The organism is Ferdinandcohnia salidurans, from assembly GCF_042680725.1.
Taxonomy (GTDB): domain Bacteria; phylum Bacillota; class Bacilli; order Bacillales; family Bacillaceae_L; genus Ferdinandcohnia; species Ferdinandcohnia salidurans.
In genome coordinates this window covers 99,351-118,552 of the sequence record NZ_JBHUEK010000008.1, presented here as the reverse complement: position 1 = coordinate 118,552, position 19,202 = coordinate 99,351, and the positions used below count along the sequence as shown (strand labels likewise).

General features: G+C 38.3%; 18 protein-coding genes and 2 riboswitches. Of the genes, 7 read left to right on the top strand and 11 right to left on the bottom strand.

The window, feature by feature from the left end:
• Positions 1-66: 66 nt before the first annotated feature.
• Entirely contained in the window at positions 67-1,572 is a 1,506-nt protein-coding gene (gene kinD, locus ACFSFW_RS06475; protein WP_388036303.1) for a sporulation kinase KinD, read from the top strand.
• Positions 1,573-1,618: 46 nt separating this feature from the next.
• Here kinD and ACFSFW_RS06470 read toward each other — a convergent pair whose 3' ends face one another.
• Positions 1,619-2,566 carry an aldo/keto reductase family protein gene (locus tag ACFSFW_RS06470; protein ID WP_388036300.1) on the bottom strand — a complete coding sequence of 316 codons (948 nt, stop codon included), beginning with the start codon at positions 2,564-2,566 and terminating at the stop codon, positions 1,619-1,621.
• Positions 2,567-2,795: 229 nt separating this feature from the next.
• Here ACFSFW_RS06470 and ACFSFW_RS06465 point away from each other — a divergent pair, with 229 nt between their 5' ends.
• Positions 2,796-4,031, top strand: a complete 1,236-nt coding sequence (locus tag ACFSFW_RS06465; protein WP_388036297.1) for an MFS transporter — start codon at positions 2,796-2,798, stop codon at positions 4,029-4,031.
• 470 nt (positions 4,032-4,501) lie between these two features.
• Here the strand turns inward: ACFSFW_RS06465 and ACFSFW_RS06460 are convergent, their stop codons facing one another.
• From ACFSFW_RS06460 to ACFSFW_RS06430, 7 genes are all read right to left on the bottom strand, one after another.
• Positions 4,502-4,762: an aspartyl-phosphate phosphatase Spo0E family protein gene (locus tag ACFSFW_RS06460; protein WP_142353951.1), complete on the bottom strand. Its 261-nt coding sequence runs from the start codon at positions 4,760-4,762 to the stop codon at positions 4,502-4,504.
• A gap of 307 nt (positions 4,763-5,069) precedes the next feature.
• Positions 5,070-5,699, bottom strand: coding sequence for a cyclic di-AMP binding protein CbpA (gene cbpA, locus ACFSFW_RS06455; RefSeq protein ID WP_388036293.1), 630 nt, complete (start codon positions 5,697-5,699; stop codon positions 5,070-5,072).
• Positions 5,700-5,877: 178 nt separating this feature from the next.
• Positions 5,878-6,423 carry an acireductone dioxygenase gene (locus ACFSFW_RS06450; RefSeq protein ID WP_388036290.1) on the bottom strand — a complete coding sequence of 182 codons (546 nt, stop codon included), beginning with the start codon at positions 6,421-6,423 and terminating at the stop codon, positions 5,878-5,880.
• Positions 6,424-6,445: 22 nt separating this feature from the next.
• Positions 6,446-7,066, bottom strand: coding sequence for a methylthioribulose 1-phosphate dehydratase (locus ACFSFW_RS06445; RefSeq protein WP_388036287.1), 621 nt, complete (start codon positions 7,064-7,066; stop codon positions 6,446-6,448).
• The gene (locus ACFSFW_RS06440; protein ID WP_388036284.1) at positions 7,053-7,721 is read right to left on the bottom strand and encodes a 2-hydroxy-3-keto-5-methylthiopentenyl-1-phosphate phosphatase; all 669 of its coding nucleotides are present in this window, start codon (positions 7,719-7,721) and stop codon (positions 7,053-7,055) included. Before ACFSFW_RS06440 ends, ACFSFW_RS06445 begins: the two co-directional genes overlap by 14 nt.
• Positions 7,718-8,962 (bottom strand): 2,3-diketo-5-methylthiopentyl-1-phosphate enolase, encoded by a 1,245-nt coding sequence (gene mtnW, locus ACFSFW_RS06435; RefSeq protein WP_388036281.1) that lies wholly within the window; start codon positions 8,960-8,962, stop codon positions 7,718-7,720. Before mtnW ends, ACFSFW_RS06440 begins: the two co-directional genes overlap by 4 nt.
• Before the next feature lie 77 nt (positions 8,963-9,039).
• Positions 9,040-9,147, bottom strand: a riboswitch (SAM riboswitch).
• 139 nt (positions 9,148-9,286) lie between these two features.
• Positions 9,287-10,462 carry a pyridoxal phosphate-dependent aminotransferase gene (locus ACFSFW_RS06430; protein WP_388036278.1) on the bottom strand — a complete coding sequence of 392 codons (1,176 nt, stop codon included), beginning with the start codon at positions 10,460-10,462 and terminating at the stop codon, positions 9,287-9,289.
• 94 nt (positions 10,463-10,556) lie between these two features.
• On the opposite strand from ACFSFW_RS06430, the gene ACFSFW_RS06425 reads away from it, so the two are divergent.
• From ACFSFW_RS06425 to mtnA, 3 genes are all read left to right on the top strand, one after another.
• Complete coding sequence (locus ACFSFW_RS06425; protein ID WP_388036276.1) at positions 10,557-11,342, top strand: carbon-nitrogen family hydrolase; 786 nt, start codon at positions 10,557-10,559, stop codon at positions 11,340-11,342.
• 90 nt (positions 11,343-11,432) lie between these two features.
• A riboswitch (SAM riboswitch) is annotated at positions 11,433-11,592 on the top strand.
• Positions 11,593-11,692: 100 nt separating this feature from the next.
• The gene (gene mtnK / locus ACFSFW_RS06420) at positions 11,693-12,877 is read left to right on the top strand and encodes an S-methyl-5-thioribose kinase (RefSeq protein ID WP_388036273.1); all 1,185 of its coding nucleotides are present in this window, start codon (positions 11,693-11,695) and stop codon (positions 12,875-12,877) included.
• 11 nt (positions 12,878-12,888) lie between these two features.
• Positions 12,889-13,938 (top strand): S-methyl-5-thioribose-1-phosphate isomerase, encoded by a 1,050-nt coding sequence (gene mtnA, locus ACFSFW_RS06415; protein ID WP_388036270.1) that lies wholly within the window; start codon positions 12,889-12,891, stop codon positions 13,936-13,938.
• Between the two features lie 51 nt (positions 13,939-13,989).
• On the opposite strand, the gene ACFSFW_RS06410 is transcribed toward mtnA, so the two are convergent.
• Positions 13,990-14,478 (bottom strand): methylated-DNA--[protein]-cysteine S-methyltransferase, encoded by a 489-nt coding sequence (locus ACFSFW_RS06410; RefSeq protein WP_388036267.1) that lies wholly within the window; start codon positions 14,476-14,478, stop codon positions 13,990-13,992.
• Between the two features lie 114 nt (positions 14,479-14,592).
• Complete coding sequence (locus ACFSFW_RS06405) at positions 14,593-16,353, bottom strand: methyl-accepting chemotaxis protein (protein WP_388036264.1); 1,761 nt, start codon at positions 16,351-16,353, stop codon at positions 14,593-14,595.
• A gap of 208 nt (positions 16,354-16,561) precedes the next feature.
• On the opposite strand from ACFSFW_RS06405, the gene ACFSFW_RS06400 reads away from it, so the two are divergent.
• On the top strand, positions 16,562-18,307 hold the full coding sequence (locus ACFSFW_RS06400) for a B12-binding domain-containing radical SAM protein (protein WP_388036261.1): 1,746 nt from the start codon (positions 16,562-16,564) through the stop codon (positions 18,305-18,307).
• 221 nt (positions 18,308-18,528) lie between these two features.
• Here the strand turns inward: ACFSFW_RS06400 and ykzP are convergent, their stop codons facing one another.
• Positions 18,529-18,684 carry a protein YkzP gene (gene ykzP / locus ACFSFW_RS06395; protein ID WP_099354306.1) on the bottom strand — a complete coding sequence of 52 codons (156 nt, stop codon included), beginning with the start codon at positions 18,682-18,684 and terminating at the stop codon, positions 18,529-18,531.
• A gap of 143 nt (positions 18,685-18,827) precedes the next feature.
• Here ykzP and ACFSFW_RS06390 point away from each other — a divergent pair, with 143 nt between their 5' ends.
• Positions 18,828-19,184, top strand: a complete 357-nt coding sequence (locus ACFSFW_RS06390; RefSeq protein ID WP_388036257.1) for a DUF3905 domain-containing protein — start codon at positions 18,828-18,830, stop codon at positions 19,182-19,184.
• Positions 19,185-19,202 lie beyond the last annotated feature (18 nt).

Here is a 19,202-nt window from a genome sequence, read left to right as displayed (position 1 = left end):
ATTAATATGTTTCTCTTTGCCATTTTGATATAATATTTTTACAAGAAAATGGCAAGGAGAATGTGTTTGAGAATTAAATCGAATGTTCTAAAAAATATTCTTGTATATCTAATAATTGTAATCTTACCTACCACAGTTGGTAGTATTTTATTTGCGAATCATCATTATAATACGGCTATTCTTAACCAAACTGCCAAAACAAAAGAGATGGTAAACTTTCAATCTAGCTATATTGATCGGTTTATTGGAGAGACAATCGCTAGCACCGAAACGCTTGGAATTGTCTTTGAAAACAAGAATAGTAATGAAGAAATTAAGAACATGTTACATTCCATTCATAAAAAGGATGATCGCTTTTCTGGACTATATTGGGCAAACCCGAACGGTGATATAGTTGTGTCTACTCTTGACTTAGATAAAAAAGTGAACATTTCCTATCGTGAATATTTCCAACAGGCGCTTCAAACAAAAAAGACCGTCATCTCACCAGGCCATAAAGGTTCTATAACAGGGAGATTTATAGTTACAATCGCGACTCCCGTTTTAAAATCGAATGAAGTTAAAGGTGTTGTACTCTTTAGCTTACGCTTAGATTATTTAGAAAATGTAATGAAGGTTCTTGCACCTGATGAAATTTTAAGAGTCATCGACTCAACTGGCCAAGAATTAATTACCACTAATTTAGATTCACATTCACTTGATAGCGATATCATTCTTACAGAGCTTACTAATGTGAATTGGACAGTTGAAGCATGGCCACGAACAACATTAACGAATAAAAAAGTATTTATATTAAACTCAGTTATTTTTAGTGGAATTTTATTGATCCTTACTCATATTCTATTTCTTCTTGGAAAATATCTTCTTCTCAGACGCCAAACCATTCGTGAACGAGAGGAAAATGAGTTACAGAAATTAGAATTAGTCGGAACATTAGCAGCTAGTAGCGCACACGAAATTAAAAACCCTTTAACTGGGGTTAAAGGACTCATCCAATTATTAAGTGAAAAACATAAGGATCCGAACGATCAATTTTATTTTTCAGTGATTCAGCAAGAGATTACAAGAATCAATGATATTGTCAATGAGTTCTTGATTCTTGGAAAACCTACTGCTGATAAACGAAAAAGCTATGATATGAATGATATTGTGAAAGAAGTCCAACCCATTATTCAATCTGAAACAAACCTATATAATGTGGAATTTGATTTACAGCTTTCTGAAACGCCACTGCACATCATGTGCTCAAATGATAATATTAAACAGGTTGTTTTAAATCTATCCAAAAATGCCATTGAATCGATGCAAGCAGATGGTGGCAAACTGTCAATTTCGATTCAAAAAGAGGGGCAGTCTTGTTTATTGTCAATCACCGATACAGGTGTCGGTATTCCAAAACATATCCTTTCAAAGGTGTATACTCCCTTTTTTACAAATAAGGATACTGGAACTGGGCTCGGTCTCGTGATTTGTAAAAGAATTGTCAATATGTATCATGGAACAATTAACATTGAGAGTGTGGAAGGTAAAGGTACAACCGTTCAAGTACACATACCACTCCACGAAGATTAAAAACAAACCCACTTTTTCGAAAGTGGGTTTGTTGGTGCTTATGGGACTAAACAGTCAAAATCGATTCGATTCTCTTAATCTCTTCAAATCCAAGTACAAGGTCAGTGGCCTTGGCATTTGCTTCAATTTGTTCCGGATTTGTCGCCCCGACAAGAGTACTCGCAATATTGTGCTGTCTCAAAATCCAGGACAGAGCTAATTCTGGTAGGGTCACACCTAGTTCTGTTGCAAATTCTTCAAGTCGATCTAATTTAGTTGAAACAATTCCATTAATGATATTTTTGACCCATGTATTTACCTGGGAGTTTGCTCCCCTGCTACCAGTTGGAATCGTACCTCCTCTATACTTACCTGTTAATACCCCTTGGGCAAGCGGTGAATATACAACCTGGGAAATTCCATTTTTCTCACAAACTGGTATAATCTCATCCTCGATGTCACGATGGAGCATATTGTATTGAGGCTGATTCACAATAATCCGATCTAATAAATACTTATCTGCAATGGATACAGCCTCCTGGATTTGAGCTGCACTCCATTCGCTTACACCCACATAAAGAATTTTTCCTTGCCTAATTAAATCGTCAATTGCTCGCAGTGTCTCATCCAGAGGAGTATCTTCATCATAGCGGTGACAGTAAAACACATCCACATAATCTAGTTCCATGCGTTTTAAACTCGCATTAACCTGTTCAATCACGTGTTTCCGTGATAAGCCCCTATCGTTTGGACCATCACCCATCGGTCCATATGCCTTTGTTGCAATAACATAAGACTCTCGCGGGTATTCTTTTAATGCACTTGCTACGATTCGCTCTGCTTCCCCTCGCTCATACACATTTGCCGAATCAAAGAAATTTATTCCAAGTTCATATGCTTTATGAACGGTTTTCGTTGCCATTGATACATCTACCGTTTTCCCAAAAGTTAGCCAACTACCCAAGCTAATTTCACTAACTTTAAGGCCAGAACGTCCTAATCTTCTGTATTTCATGTCATGCCTCCTCCTTCAAGCGAATATTATCTTACTATTAAATTTATCAGAAATTTCAAACAAGGTAAAGCAATTGTTCAATGAATAAAATGTTGACTTTTGTCTTGATTTACCTATATTTATTTCGAATTTTCACTTTACAAAATTGGAAAAAAGGTTTTTCATAGAGTAAAGGATTATAATGATTAAAATTACTTCATCGGTAAGTAACAAAGGGGAAATAAATAAAATGCTCGCAGCAAAAACACAAGCTACACCTACTGAAAATGACGCGAATAAAACCCTTTATGGGATTTTATTTATCATTGGATTTGTCCACATGCTCAATGACTCGATACAAGCGATTATTCCAGCGATGTTTCCAATTTTGGAACGGTCGATGGGATTAACGTTTACGCAGCTCGGACTAATATCCTTCGCGTTACAAATTGTATCTTCAGTTGCTCAACCTGTTGTCGGTTGGTATACAGACAAAAAACCAATGCCATTTGCTTTGCCAATTGGATTAACCTCTACTTTTTTTGGAGTGATTGGCCTCGCATTTGCACCAAACTTTTTAACGATCATTCTTTCTGTATTGTTTATTGGAATAGGTTCAGCTATTTTTCATCCTGAGGGGTCACGTGTAGCCTACATGAGCGCTGGGAACAGACGCGGATTGGCACAATCGATTTATCAAGTTGGAGGGAATTCAGGGCAAGCCCTTGCACCCGTGATTACCGCATTAATCCTTGTCCCTTTAGGACAATTTGGGGCCATTTGGTTTTCGTTAGTTGCAGCACTTGCAGTCGGACTACTTATCTATATTGCAAAATGGTATTCTAAAACACTAAAAACAGTTGAGCTTCAAAAGAAAGTAAAAAAGGCCATTTCAACTGCTCCGCGAAACATGAAAGCAGTCAAATTCGCATTAGTTGTTCTCGTGCTTTTTGTATTTGCTCGCACATGGTACATGTCAAGCATCACAAACTTTTACTCATTTTATGTAATTGAAAAATATGGTTACAGCATTTCACAGGCTCAAATTTTTATTTTCTTATTCCTAGCCACAGGGGCATTAGGAACATTCTTTGGAGGACCATTGGCTGATAAATTCGGAAAACGGAATGTCATCATTGTTTCCCTTTTGGGTACAGCACCATTAGCACTAATTCTTCCGTTTGTTGGACCACATGTGGCAATCGTACTCGTAACAGTTATCGGGTTTATGCTTTTATCCAGCTTCTCTGTAACTGTTGTTTATGCGCAGGAATTGGTGCCTGGAAAAATCGGAATGATGTCCGGGTTAATTGTTGGCCTCGCCTTCGGTATGGGTGCTATCGGTGGTGTTGGGATTGGTGCCATCATCGACACAATCGGTTTAACACCAACCATCATCATGATGGGCTTCCTTCCATTGTTGGGATTGTTGGCCTTCTTATTACCAACTGATCAAAAGTTAAATGAATGGAATAGTGCAGGATAACACATCTTTAGGGACGCTTCTGGCGTCCTTATTTTGTTGAGTGGGGCTTTGGGGATATGCGGTATACCATTTATCGTTTTACGGCACGATGCTATATCGATTACCTCATTTGCAGTATACCATTTATCGTTTTACGACACGATGCTATATCGATTAGCTCGTTTGCGGTATACCATTTATCGTTTCGCGGCTTCGTAATATACCGATTACCTCATTTGCGGTATACCATTTATCGTTTTACGACACGATGCTATATCGATTACCTCATTTGCGGTATACCATTTATCGTTTTACGATTTGGTGCTATACTGATTAGCTCGTTTGCGGTATACCATTTATTGTTTCGCGGTTCTTCAATATACTGATTACCCCGCTTAAATTTTTCTCCTCTAACCCCCTCCTCATTCACCCCACACTTTCCTTGCAAAAAAATAAACAATCCATCTTCATGAATTGTTAAGTAAAATATATTATGATTGTGATTTATAGCTGACTTTTTGAAGTGCGAAAAATAACATGACTCTCTTTAAAAACTGACGAAAAAGTGAATGGTTTCGTTCTGCTGATTCTGCTCGTTGATAGATATTTATAAGTTCATCAAGTTCTTGACTACATTCAATTGTTTCATTACTTGTAAACCCCGTACTATTAGCAATAGTGATCATTTCTTCTCTTTTTCTATTAATTTCCTCTAATAGTATCTGTTTGTAATCTATACGTCTCGTTTCCAAAACTTCCACTCCTTTATTCACACGTTAGAAGATTCTAACGCCGCATACAACTATCGTATGCCAACCAATACTACCTTTGGTGCATGCTGAGTTGCTATTACTCTATGAATTATTACAAAATCTACTATTTATGTAAATAGATTCGCAAAAATAGACATTTTTTTCTTAAAAAAATTTACAAATTTGTGTACGAAATCGCTTCCAAGTCGTTTTTCAACCTTTTTCGACAACCGAAATAATACAAGAACCGACATAAAATTTAATAAAAAAAACCTATAGGTATACACCCATAGGTCTAAACATTCGCTTATTTAATTCGATCGATATGTGTAACACGGAATTCTTTCGCTTCGAGTTTCCTTTTGATAGCTTGAATCTCATCCTCTTCAAGTGATCCTGGTAGATTTAAGATGATGCGGCGGAGGTATCTTTCACCATTGTCAAGGGTTAACATGCCCTCGATGTTAATGTCACGAATTAGAGACACAAGATCTTTTATCGCACCTTTATGTTCAATCGTAGCGATCGTTAGTGTATATCCTCCTGTCCTCATCCCAAACGAATCCTCAAGGACATCCATTACATTCGAATGTGTCATGATTCCTAGAAATTCATTCTCAGAGTTAAGCACCGCAATAAATGGCAAACGTCGAATCGTTAAAAATGTCTTAAAGAAGGAATCCTCATCGTAAACAAAAGCATCCTTGCTCTCGACGAGGATAAGAATACTTGCATTTGCATCTCCATTTTTTTCATAAAGGTACTCTAAAATGTCGACTTTATAAATTAAACCTTCAAATGTTGTTCCATTTTTTGATAATACCGGGACTGACCGAAAGCCTGTTTCATTTAAAAATTGTAGGGCTTGTTGAACGGTGAAATTGTCATGACAATATTTCACATCTGATTTCTCGACAAAATTATAGCGAATCTTCATAATCTCCACTCCTCATACAGTAGAAAGAATTCCCAACTAACTATAGTATATGCAACAAAATATTTCTTTTCCAATGAACAAAAATGTAACATATTTATATTCATATGTAAAGAATATTCTAAACATTTAGATATAAAAAAAGAGCTTCATGGAAAATACCATAAAGCTCTTTCTATTCCTATTTTGTACCAGCAAATTCTGGGTCTTGGAATGGGTGAGCAACCCAACCAGCTGGATCAATAAATAATCGAACTGCAACGACTTCACGATCATCCATTAGGGTGAAAAAGTGTGGTGTGTCAACAGGTACAGAAATAACATCCCCTGCCTCTAGTTCAACATCAAAGTAGCCAGTATCGCCACTTCCTTTAATAATGAAAATTCCATGTCCTGCTACAATTGCACGCACTTCATCTTCAGTATGAACATGTACTTGTTCAAATTTCTTTAGAAGCTCATCAAGGTTTGGAGTTGCATCAGACAATGCGATGACATCCCATTTCTGATATCCGTTACGCTCACCAAGTGATTTGATTTCCTCTTCGTAAATCGATAGGATTTGCGCTTTTTGCTCATCATTAATTCTGCAATTTCCTCTTAATTCTTCTGGTAGTTTGTTAGTGTCCCAGTGTTCATAAAGAACACCTTGTTCTTCTAAAAATGCTGCTACCTTTTCTTGTCCCTCTAGTCTTTCACCTGTATTACGAAATTTAATATTTGCCATTTTTCTTCACCTCGTAAAATTTTTATACCCTTAAAGGGGCTAATGCTAATAGTTTTAAATGATAGCTAAAAAGAAACTCATATGCTTCTAAATGTTTTTTTGCATCAAATGCATTCTTGGCCCAGACAGTGATTCCATGGTTTCGGATCAGAACAGCGCCAAAGTCCCCAGTAACATACTTGCCAAAATTTCTTGCAAGTGTTGGGATATCAGCATCATTTTTGATAATTGGTATTCTGATTTCTGCATCCTCATCCCATAAACCAAGCGCTTTAATGATCTCCTGCCCCTTGAAGACAACCTCACCTTTGTCAGCATATAGCTCAGAAATGACATTGTTATCAACGGTATGGACATGAAGGCTACAACCTGCATTTGTTTTGTTATAGATTTCAACATGCAGAAGTGTTTCTGCTGAGGGCTTCAAATGAGTCGGAGTAACCGGATAACCTGCGCCATCCACTAATAAAAAGTCCTCATCGGTTCTTTTCTTCTTATCCTTGCCACTTGCTGTAACAAGAAAGGTAATAGGATTGTCGGATACTTTTATAGCAAGATTTCCACTTGTCCCCATAAACCAATCACGCGCTGCAAGTTCATCTTTTATATCTGCAAGCTCTGTCCATTGCTTAATTCGAAGCATTTGTTAGAACCTCCTTTTTTAGAATCTCAATTACGTCAAAAAAGGAATGGAATGAAGAATGTTCGATTCCGAGTTCTTCACATTTTTGTACAAGAAAGTCTCTAGCAATGACCTTGTCACCAAGTTTAGCTGCTTGAAGATCGGTAATGGAATCACCAATGACGATTTTAAAATCGTCTTGATTTGCCAACTTACGAATCAATGTTGGCTTACAACAGCCACACTCGTTTGTGCACTCATCGTCACATGTGTATGGCCATACAATCTTTATTTTTTCATAGGTAAAATCAGATTTGTTACAGTAAATTTGCTCCTTTGGAACGAGTCCATCGAGCAAAGGCTCAACGAAAAAGTCAATCCCACCGCTAACAATGTATAATGGAATTCCCTCTTCTTTTGTAAACGCAACAAATTCCTTAAAACCTTCACGTATTTCAGCATGGTTGAGTATATAGTAGGTAATTTCCTCACGCGATGCTGATGGTAAAAGCGAGAACATTCTACTCACTCCCTCCTGAATCGGGATTGTTTGTGAGAGAACTTGATCCTTGATTTCCTCCCATTCAGGAGGAGCAAATCTTTTCATGATGGCAATAATGTTATCTGTATTCGTGATTGTGCCATCAAAATCACAGAAGATAATTGGTTTATTCATAGCTGTACCTCTTTATATCCCCATAATTCGATTGCTTTTTTTAGCTCTGGACTATTTTCTGCATATTCTACAAGCGTCTTTCCAGAGAGCACTGCATCAACTGCTGCTTGAAAAGCTTTCCCGCCACCAATTGCTCCATCAGGATGACCGTGAACACCGCCACCGGCATTTATGACACTGTCTTTCCCGAAATCATTGATAAGTAGCGGCACCAAGCCAGGATGGATTCCCGCAGAAGGAACAGGAAATGATGGTTTTAATGACTCATCATTTTTTATTAATTCATCAGCAATCGCCAGTGTTTGTTCTCTTTCAAGTGCAACACTTCCATATGGTGAAGGGAACAAGACAAGATCCGCCCCAGCATATCTAAGCAACTTGCCAAGTAATAGTTGATTTGAAAACCCGTAAAATTCAGATGGTGTTAGTGTTCCACTTACAGCTGGATGAGCCATAATCGGTATCGAAATTTGCGGGTCCTCCGCTAAACTTTGGAGTACGTCGATTCCATATGCAAAAACATTAAACAATAACAGGTCAGCACCAAGCTCTACTGCTTTCCTTGCCTTTTCCTTCAGGTCGAAAGTTCTTCCGCTTAAGTTAACAGCGTAAAGTGCTCGATGTCCGGTTTCTTTGTACACATCTTCAAGTACTTGTTTTCCTTCAATGATTCTCGTTTCAAAAGGTGTTAACGTGTTCTCAAAGAGGATCTCATCATCCTTGATGATATTCACACCACCAAGTGCCTGCTCACGAAGCTGATCCTTGAGGTACTCTATATATCTTCCAATAACCCCTTTAAAAATGCTCATTACGAGCGGTCTATTATATACTCCAAGTTTTTCACGGATGCCTTCAATTCCAAATTTCGGACCAGGGAATGTGGACTTTATTTCACTAGAAAACTCCAAGTCTAGTAGTTTAACTTCCCCATCCAAAGAAAGCTTACCAAACGTAGTCGTTAAGATAGCTGGTAAATCCGCACTAAAATTAGCACTTGGGTATCCAATTTTTATAATGCCCTTTTTAACTTGTTTCCCAAAGTAGTCACTTGCTCGTGGATCCACTTCATATTGTTCAACACTAATTACTCTTCCTTTATGCTTTTTAAGCTGGTCTTGCTCGAGTTTCGGCAAATTAGTCCAAGAACCTACCGTTAATCCGAGTGCAATACCTTCAGCTTTTTTCTCTAAGTTGTCACTCGAGTCATGCACTAAATATGTAGCAATCACTTCACTCATGTCTAACCCTCATTTCGAAATTTGTTACAAACAACGCAAAAAACCTCTTCATAAGAAGAGGTTAGCAAACTAACATCTTCTTATCTCTCAGCTTAACGCTGCAAGAATTAGCACCGTGCTTACGATTTTGTAAGTCGGTTGCCGGGCTTCACTGGGCTAGTCCCTCCGCCTGCTCTTAATAAGAAAATAGATTCTATATAACATGTTGAACCTTCTTAATAGGAGGCTCAACCTTTATTCAATTTTTCCAAAAAGTAATACAATTAGGATTATGACAGGAATTATTTTTCATGTCAAACCTTTTTTATTAATTGATCAACACGGTTATTTAAATAAATTTAATTTTTTGATGCGGTTTGCAGCTTCAACGAGTCGATCTTCGTCAGTTAAAAGCCCAACGCGTACATAACGGTCCCCAAATTCGCCAAAGCCAATTCCTGGTGCAACCGCAACATGAGCTTTTTCTAGTAAAAGATCGGCAAAGCTTACCGATGTGTATCCTGCCGGCACTGGTAACCATGCGAAAAATGAGCCTTCAGGTGCTTTTACATCCCACCCTATTGACTGTAAAGCACCAATAAATGCATTCCGTCTTGATTCATATTTATCTACTAATTCTTTTACACAGTCCTGTGACTCAGTCAATGCGGCTGCGGCTGCTGCTTGAACAGGGCTAAACAAACTCACGTACATATGGTCTTGAATTAGATTGATAGCTTCGATTACACTTGGGTTTCCAACCGCAAACCCCACTCTCCAGCCTGCCATATTATAGGTCTTTGAAAGTGTGTAAATTTCAATACCAATATCTTTGGCACCTTCTACTTCTAGAAAACTAATTGGCTTTTTCCCCTCAAAACCGATTGCACCATATGCAAAATCATGTACCACACAAATATCATGTTCTTTTGCAAAAGAAACCGTATCTTCAAAAAATTCCTTAGTTGCTACAGCCCCTGTAGGGTTATTAGGATAATTTAAAAACATCACCTTTGCTTTTTCAAGCTTCTCCGAATCAATTTCTGTATAATCTGGTAAAAAGGCATTTTCCTCCTTCAGAGGCATATAGGACATTTCAGCTCGCGCAAGTTCAACACCAGACCAATAGTCTGGATATCCAGGGTCTGGAACTAGTGCAACATCACCTGGATTTAAAAGGCATTGTGGAATCTCTACCAATCCCGCCTTTCCACCAAATAAAACGGCTACTTCCGTTTCAGGATCAAGTTCAACACCATATTCGCGTTGGTAAAATTCAGCTGCTGCTTTCTTTAAGAATGCATGGCCACGAAACGGAGAGTACTTATGAAATTTAGGCTGGTCAGCAGCATTTTTAAGAGCTTCAACAATATGTTGAGGTGTTGGTTGGTCAGGATTCCCCTGTCCTAAATTTATAACATCATGCCCCTCGGCAACTACTTTGTTCACTTTAGCAACTAGTGATGCAAAAAACTGTTTCGGTAATTTTTGTAGGATTTCAGATTGTTGGAAATTTTTCATATCTACACCTTCTTTAAAATACTTGAAATATTAGTTGAAAATCATATATTGTTAGAGTTAACTTGTAAAGTATCATTTTTATGGAGGCAACCAAATGAATCTAAAAATTGCATGTATTCAGTATGATATCCAATTCGGAAAACCGCAAGAAAATTTTGACCGAATTTCAAAAGAAATAGAAAATACAATGAATCAAGACAAACCCGATATGATTATCCTTCCAGAGCTTTGGACAACTGGATATGATTTAACAAGATTAGATGAGATTGCTGACGAAAATGGCGATGAAACAAAAACGTTTATCAAAGCATTAGCAAAACAATACTCTGTAAATATTGTCGCAGGCTCTGTAGCTAAAAAGACAGAGCAAGGTGTGACAAACACAATGTTTGTCTTTAATCGAGACGGAGAATTGCTTAGTGAATACAGCAAACTACATTTATTCAAGCTCATGGATGAGCATTTGTATTTACAGGCAGGCGAAGCAAAAGGTGATTTTACCATTGAAAATGTACCAGCAGCAGGTGTCATTTGTTATGACATTCGCTTCCCGGAATGGATTCGTGCACATACAGCTAGCGGCGCTGAAATTTTATTCGTGGTAGCGGAATGGCCACTCCCTCGTCTTGAGCATTGGCGGACACTGCTTCTTAGCCGCGCCATTGAAAATCAATGCTATGTTGTTGCATGTAACAGTGTTGGTAGTAATCCTGATAACGTATTTGGGGGACATTCAATGATTATCGATCCATGGGGAACCATTATTGCGGAAGCCGGTACCCAAAGCACAACATTAGTTGGGGAAATCGACCTAAACAAGGTTCAAGAAGTGAGAAAACAAATCCCTATTTTCCAAGACCGTCGCCCTACTTTTTATTAATCGTTAAACTAAAATGTATATTGACAATTATGTATATTCATTGTTATGATTTTTATCAGTATTATAAAAATTTAAATATCGTTGTTTTATCTCTTATCAAGAGCAGGCAGAGGGACTTGGCCCGATGAAGCCCAGCAACCGACCGTAAAACCATCGTAAGGTGGGGCGCTATTTTTTCTAGCGCTGGGGAAACCCACAAGGCACGGTGCTAATTCCAGCAGGAAGTGTAGAACTTCTTGGCAGATAAGAGGTGCGAAGCCGTGTCTTCAAGCCTCTTTCTATGAAAGAGGCTTTTCTGTTTTTAGAGAAGCCTCCAAACTACTAAATTAATACTTCTGGAGGAATATAAAATGGCAGTATCATATCAATCGATTTACGAACCATTAACAGAAAGCGCGGCGGTGGCATTGGCCCTTCGTTTAGGTTTGTTTGAAGAAGGAACATTTTTAAAATGTAGAGAAATTGGGGATGGAAATTTAAATCTAGTTTTCCATATCACCGAAGAAGAAGGAAATGGCATCATCATAAAGCAGGCTTTACCGTATGCAAAGGTAGTTGGTGAAAGCTGGCCATTATCACTAAAGCGTGCAACAATCGAAGCAAATGCATTATTAGCAGCTGCTGATTATGTACCAACTCTTGTACCAAAGGTTTATTACTCTGATGAGATTCTAGCTATTACTGTGATGGAAGACCTTTCCCACTTGCAGATCTCAAGAGCAGGTCTTATTGAAGGTAAAAACTTCCCGCTATTATCTGAGCACATCGGAACATTTTTAGCTAAAACATTATTTTACACTTCAGACTTTGGACTAGAGCCATCAAAGAAAAAAATATTGGTACAAAAATTTATTAATCCTGATCTTTGTAAAATTACGGAGGATCTTGTTTTTACTGATCCATTTTTCGATATCGATACAAACAGTTTCGAAGAGGAATTACAGAAAGATGTTGAACAACTCTGGGCTGACCAACCACTAAAGCTTGAAGTTGCAAAATTAAAGCAGAAGTTCTTAACGCAAGCAGATGCTCTATTACATGGCGATTTACATACAGGAAGTATTTTCGCTAGTGAAACCGAGACGAAAGTTATTGATCCTGAATTTGCCTATTTCGGCCCACTCGGTTTTGATATCGGTCAATTTATTGCAAATCTATTATTAAATGCGATTTCAAGAGATTCTGAGTACCGTGAGCCATTATACGAACATATCGAAAGAACATGGGATGTATTTTCTTCAACTTTCTCAGACCTTTGGAAAAATGAAGCGGTTGAACTTTATCGTGATACGGAAGGCTATTTGGAATATGTTCTTGAGCAAACTTTTGAAGATGCAATTGGTTTTGCAGGCTGTGAAGTGATACGTCGAACAATCGGCCTTGCACATGTTGCCGACTTAGATGGCATTGAAAGCTATGAACAAAGAATTGCAACTAAACAACATGCACTTCGTTTAGGAAAAGAATTAATCCAAGAACGCAAGTCAATCAAGGAACCTGGAACTCTACGAAACTATGTAGAAAAAACTCACTAAGGAGTGACAACATGACCTACACAAAAACAGTTCCGCAATCCGTTCAGTGGAATGAAACACATATTAAACTATTAGATCAAACAAAGCTTCCGTTGGAGACTGTGTTTATCGACCTTTTTTCAATCGAGGATGTTTGGGAAAGTATTACCACTTTAAAAGTCCGTGGGGCTCCAGCGATAGGTATTACAGCTGCGTTTGGATTAGCTTTGTCTGCTCAAGGCTATGAGGTAACATCCTTAGATGAGTTCAAGGAAAGACTCCTAAAAGATAAAGAATACTTAGCAAGCTCACGCCCTACTGCTGTAAATCTAATTTGGGCATTGAACCGATTAGTTGCAAGTATCGAAGCTTCAAAGTCTGTGAATGAAGCTAAAACAACACTTGTTCATGAGGCGATTCGAATTCAAGCCGAAGATGAAGGGGTCTGTCGCCAAATTGGTGAAAATGCGCTTACTCTATTCAAAGATGGATTTAACGTGCTAACAATATGTAATGCGGGTTCGATCGCAACAGCTCGCTATGGAACAGCACTAGCACCATTCCATCTTGCAGCACAACATGGAATGAATCTATCAGTCTATGCATCTGAAACAAGGCCAGTATTACAAGGAGCTCGTTTAACAACTTGGGAACTCCTACAGTCAGGTGTGGATGTGACACTCATTACGGACAATATGGCCGCCCATACGATTTTGGAAAAAGGCATTGATGCCATCATCGTAGGTGCTGATCGAATTACTGCAAATGGAGATACTGCCAATAAAATCGGAACCTTCAATTTGGCGGTATTAGCAAAAACATTCGGTATTCCTTTTTATGTCGCAGCACCTCTTTCTACTTTTGATGTGACATTAGAAAGTGGAAAAGAAATTCCGATTGAGGAGCGAAATCCAGAAGAAGTGACTCATTTGGGTGGTGTTCGCGTCGCTCCAGAAGGGGTAAAAGTGTACAATCCAGCGTTTGATGTTACACCAAATGAACTTATTACAGCCATTATTACGGAAAAAGGGATTTTACAAGGCGATCTCAGAGCGGAAATCCATAAAGTGTTTGAAAAATAAAAGAAAATCCAGTGTGGAGGCACACTGGATTTTTTATGAGTTGAAAGCTCTTTATAGCACGCCTTCCAATTCCAACAGTTTTTCTTTTAAATCTGTTCGTGTACCAGTGTATCCCGTTAATGACCTGTCTTTTCCAATAACACGGTGGCATGGAACAACAATCGGAATTGGATTTTTCCTATTGGCTTGTCCAACCGCACGAACAGCTTTTGGATTATCAATGGCATTCGCAATATCCGCATAACAGCGAGTTTCACCGTAAGGAATATTCAAAAGTTCATTCCACACCTGTTCTTGAAACACTGTACCGCGAAATTTTATTGGGAAGCTGAACTTCTTTCGTTCCCCTCTAAAATATTCCTCGAGCTGATTTTTAATTTCTACAAGAGTAGCATCATCCGGAGCATAGGATGCATCGTACTTTTTATTAGCTACCTCCCAGTCCTCTTCAGAAAGCGAGATGTCAACTAATTCCATTTCTCGTGCAAGGATATAAATGGTTCCAAATATATCGGTTTTCATTTCACTATATTTATACATCACGCAGCACTCCCTTCTCTACTTTTATTTTACAAAACCCTGAAACATTTTGGAAATCCTTTATTTACAAAATAGTAAGCCAGTGCCTTGAATTTGCACTGGCTTTTCCCCGCCTTATAGTTTGAATCTAGTAATCATAGTGTTAAGTCTATTCGCTAATTGTGATAATAGCTCTGAATGGTCAGAAATTGTTTCCATCGTACTCGTTGTCTGTTGAACAGAGGCAGAAGTTTGCTCGACGCCTGCTGCTGACTGCTCGGAAACGGCAGCGATATTATCAATTGATACATTCATTTCCAGTGTATTGCTTGCAATTGTATCAAGATTTTCAGAAACCGTTTGGATCCGTTCTACCATGTCCGTAACCGCATCATAAATATCCTTGAAGGTTTGACCCGTTATTTGAATTTGCTTGGACCCTTCATCTACCTGGCTGTACCCATTTAATAAACCCTGAGCAACTGAGTTTGATTCGGTTTGAATACTATTTACAATTTCAGTTATGTCTTTGACTGAATGAGATACTTGTTCAGCTAATTTCCGTACCTCATCTGCAACAACTGCAAATCCCCTTCCATGTTCTCCTGCACGTGCTGCTTCTATTGCTGCATTAAGTGCTAACAGATTCGTTTGATCTGCGATATCTCGGATGACCTTCACAAGGGTTGAAATTTGCTTCGTTTGTTCGTCGAGTCCTTTTACCTTTTCAACAGAAAACTGCATGATGCTGTTTATTTTATTCATTTGCTCCGTTGAGGCACTCATATATTCATGGCCCTTTTTCGTCATTTCCAAGACGTTTTGAGACGATTCATTGATTTGAATTCCACTTTGGTTTGCTGTTTGAATTTTCTCAGCATAATCATCCATCATTTTAGCTAATTGCGTAGAGGAATTTGCTTGCTCTTCAGCTCCTGTCGACAACTCTTGAACGGTAGACGCAATTTGCTGACTCGCTGCTTTCACTTCACTTGATGAGATCATTAATTCGGAACTCTTTGTCGTTACTTGTTCGGAGACTGTTGTAATTTCACGAATCATTGATCGAAGGCTTTCATTCATTACATTTAATGACTTGCTGAGCAACCCTATTTCATCATGTCCTTTTACTTGAATGACATCGACATTTAGGTTCCCCTCCGCAATTCGATTCGAAATTCCAACCAATTTTTTAAGCTGCTTTCCAATATTTCGACCGATAATCACAAGGCTCAAAATAGCAATTATCGTCGATATGACAATTGAAACGAGTAAAACAATAGCTGTTCCAGTTACATTTGAATTTGCTACTGTAATCGCACGTTCACTTTTGACTTTCATGTTCGCTCGCAACTGGTCCAATTGTCTGACAGTATCCTTAATTATTTGTTCAGCTTCCCTGCTCGCTTCTATTGAACTTAACTTGTTCGCCGAAACAACCGCTGGAAAAACTTTTTCATCAAATAAAGTGGTGAGCTTTTGTTTATTTTCTCCAACCTTATTATAGTGCTGAAGCTCTATTGGTGTTAGCGAAGGTTCAAGTTCATCAGATAATTCGTCATATCGTTTACTTAAGTCGTGGAATGCTGTTACATGTTTTCCATTACTATCTTGTATGTAAATACTAATCTCGCTGCCTAGCTGGTTGAAAACGCTAGCAATTTCGGTAATCATTATGGATTGCTCTCCGCTTTTTTTCACTTCTTTCATTTCATTATTTACATGATACAGCTGTACAAAAATGATTAAAGCCGATAAACAAAATAAAAGAATGGTAATCGTAAATGCCACTCCATATTTATAGCCAATCTTCAAATTATGCCACCATGCGGCTAGTTTTGTAGGTGACTTTTTATGTACGTTTTTTTCCCGTTTTTCTCTTTTTGACCCCTTCAATTGCCTACCCCCTGCTTACTACGTTTCTCTATTTTAGATATTTCGACAAAATCTCTGTTACACTATTCTTTATTATAGTAGAAATTGTCGGACTTTGAAATGAATTCTGAGAATTAAACAAAGGAATATTCACTTGTATTTGGTGCAAATAGCCTCCTGTGGTAAAATAAATAAGTTAATCATAGTGTTTTTAATAAGGAGCAAGAGAATGAATATTGTTGTTAGTACGTTAAATGCAAAGTATATCCATACAAGCCTGTCCATTCGGTATTTAAAGGCTTTTGCGGCACCTGAATTTGATGTTACACTTGCGGAATATACAATTAAGGATCCAGCAATGAACATCGTTACTGACTTGTATCGAAAAAAGCCGGATGTTATCGGCTTTAGCTGTTACATTTGGAACATTGAAGAAACCATTAAAGTCATTAAAATGCTAAAGAAAATAAATCCGGAGCTAGTCATCATCCTTGGCGGCCCTGAGGTGACTTATGACGTTCACGAATGGCTTGAGCGCATACCAGAGGTTGATTATATTGTCGTGGGTGAAGGGGAAGAAACCTTTAAGGATCTACTCACTGCGATTCGTGATAATGAAAGTAAAGATGACATCAGTGGTGTCGCTTTCCGTAAAGAAGATCGCATGAAAATCAATCCACAACGAAATAAGCTCAATCTTAAGGATTTACCTTCACCATTTCGATTTGAAGAGGACCTCGAACAGTTATCAAAACGCGTAACATACATTGAGACAAGTCGTGGTTGTCCATTTAATTGCCAATTTTGCCTTTCCTCCATTGAAGTTGGAGTGCGCTATTTTGATCGTGAAAAAGTCAAAGACGACATTCGTTTCTTAATGGACCATGGTGCTAAAACTATTAAATTCGTTGACCGCACCTTTAATATTAGCCGAAGCTATGCGATGGAAATGTTCCAGTTCTTAATTGATGAACACCGTCCAGGTACTGTTTTTCAGTTTGAAATTACAGCAGACATCATGAGACCTGAAGTCATTGACTTTTTAAACAAAAATGCACCTGCTGGGCTGTTCCGATTTGAAATTGGAGTTCAATCTACAAATGACCTAACAAATGAATTGGTTAAACGTAAGCAAAACTTTGCGAAGCTGCAGCGGACCGTAATGATGGTAAAAGAAGGCGGAAAAATCGATCAGCATTTAGATTTGATTGCCGGTCTACCTGAGGAAAATTACCAATCCTTCCGAAAAACATTTAATGATGTGTTTGAAATGCGTCCTGAGGAACTTCAGCTTGGCTTTTTAAAAATGCTTCGTGGAACTGGAGTTCGAATCACTGCTGCACAGCATGATTATATCTATATGGATCACTCGCCTTATGAGATTCTAGGAAATAATGTTTTAAGTTTTGAGGACATAACAAGAATTAAACAGGTTGAGGATGTTCTCGAAAAGTATTGGAATGACCATCGAATGAACGAGACGGTAGAATTTTTGGTTACTCATAGTTTTGAGACACCATTTGATTTCTTCCAAGACTTTGGCACGTATTGGGACGAGCGTGGATGGTCTCGAATTGGTCACCAGTTAGAGGATTTATTCAAGCGTCTGTATGAATTTTTACAAGCGACAAACCAACATCAGCTTCCAGTTATCGAAGCTATCATGAAATATGATTATTTAAGAAATCAAAAATACAAGCCACGGAAGCCTTGGTGGGAGGACCTTGTGAGTAAACAAGATCGGGCAACCTTCTATCAGGAGGTCGTGGAAGACCCGAATGCTTTAGGTGAGGAATTTAGCAAACTGAAGCTTCAAGAAAAAGATTTGTACAAGCATACAGTTGTCGAAAAAATTCCATTTGATCTTGAGACTTATAAACAAACGGGAGAAATTAAATTACAAGATACGTATTTGCTCGTTTATTTTGATCCAATTGAAAGACAAGCAAAAGTGTATTCCCGAAAAGTTTCGTAAAGAAAGAGTCAGCGCTGCTGACTCTTTTTCGTACGTCCAGCTCCAACGCCTAGCCCCTCGAGGTCACAAGCAAATCCGTCAAGAAGGTCAAAGAGCAACCTTCTAGCTAGCTCGTCTTGTGCTTGTCGGACTTACACAGGACGTGTTGACATCGACGTTTGCCACAGGACGTGGCAGAAGTTAGTCGATGTTCCTCTTTCAAGGCGTTTTCGCCTTTGGGGTTATTCGCCAGTACTGTTTCCTTTTTTCGAATTACGATTTGCACCCTTCATTGGGTTTTCATAATCTGCTTCTGCTGAAAATTCTGTATCAGGCATACTTTCTTTTGGTGTAAAATTACTCTTTCTCGCTGCGTCAAATTTCACCTTACGTTTCATTTTTTTACCCCCTTTTCATCTGTAGTTTTCACCATGAATGTTACCTACATAAATGGTAAAATACACCTATCGATAAACTCACCATTTTATAAATTTTTGGTTGTTGCAAACACTATAGAAAATGGATATGTGAGGTGTATAAGATGACAAAAAAGAAAAAACAATCAGAAGAGATTGAATCACCAATTTTAGATGAAACGATGCCCCATCAAATTTCCGCACCATCCTTTAAAGGTACTGGAATTAAAATGGAGGAGCCGTTTGTAAACGAACATGGAGTGGTTATAGGCGATAGCCTTTATGACTCCCCAAATTCACCATTGAATAATTGGAGCGATGAAGTGGATCCAGAAATAATGGCCGGTGACCAATGGGTGCATCCGACAAACGATATCGGCTGGAACACAACCGAGAATCGTGAATTACTTGAAAGCAAAAAACAACCTAAAGGTGTTCCATTCATGCACCCATCACAAGACACTAGCTATGGAAACGACTAAGCAAAAGAGCACCCAAAT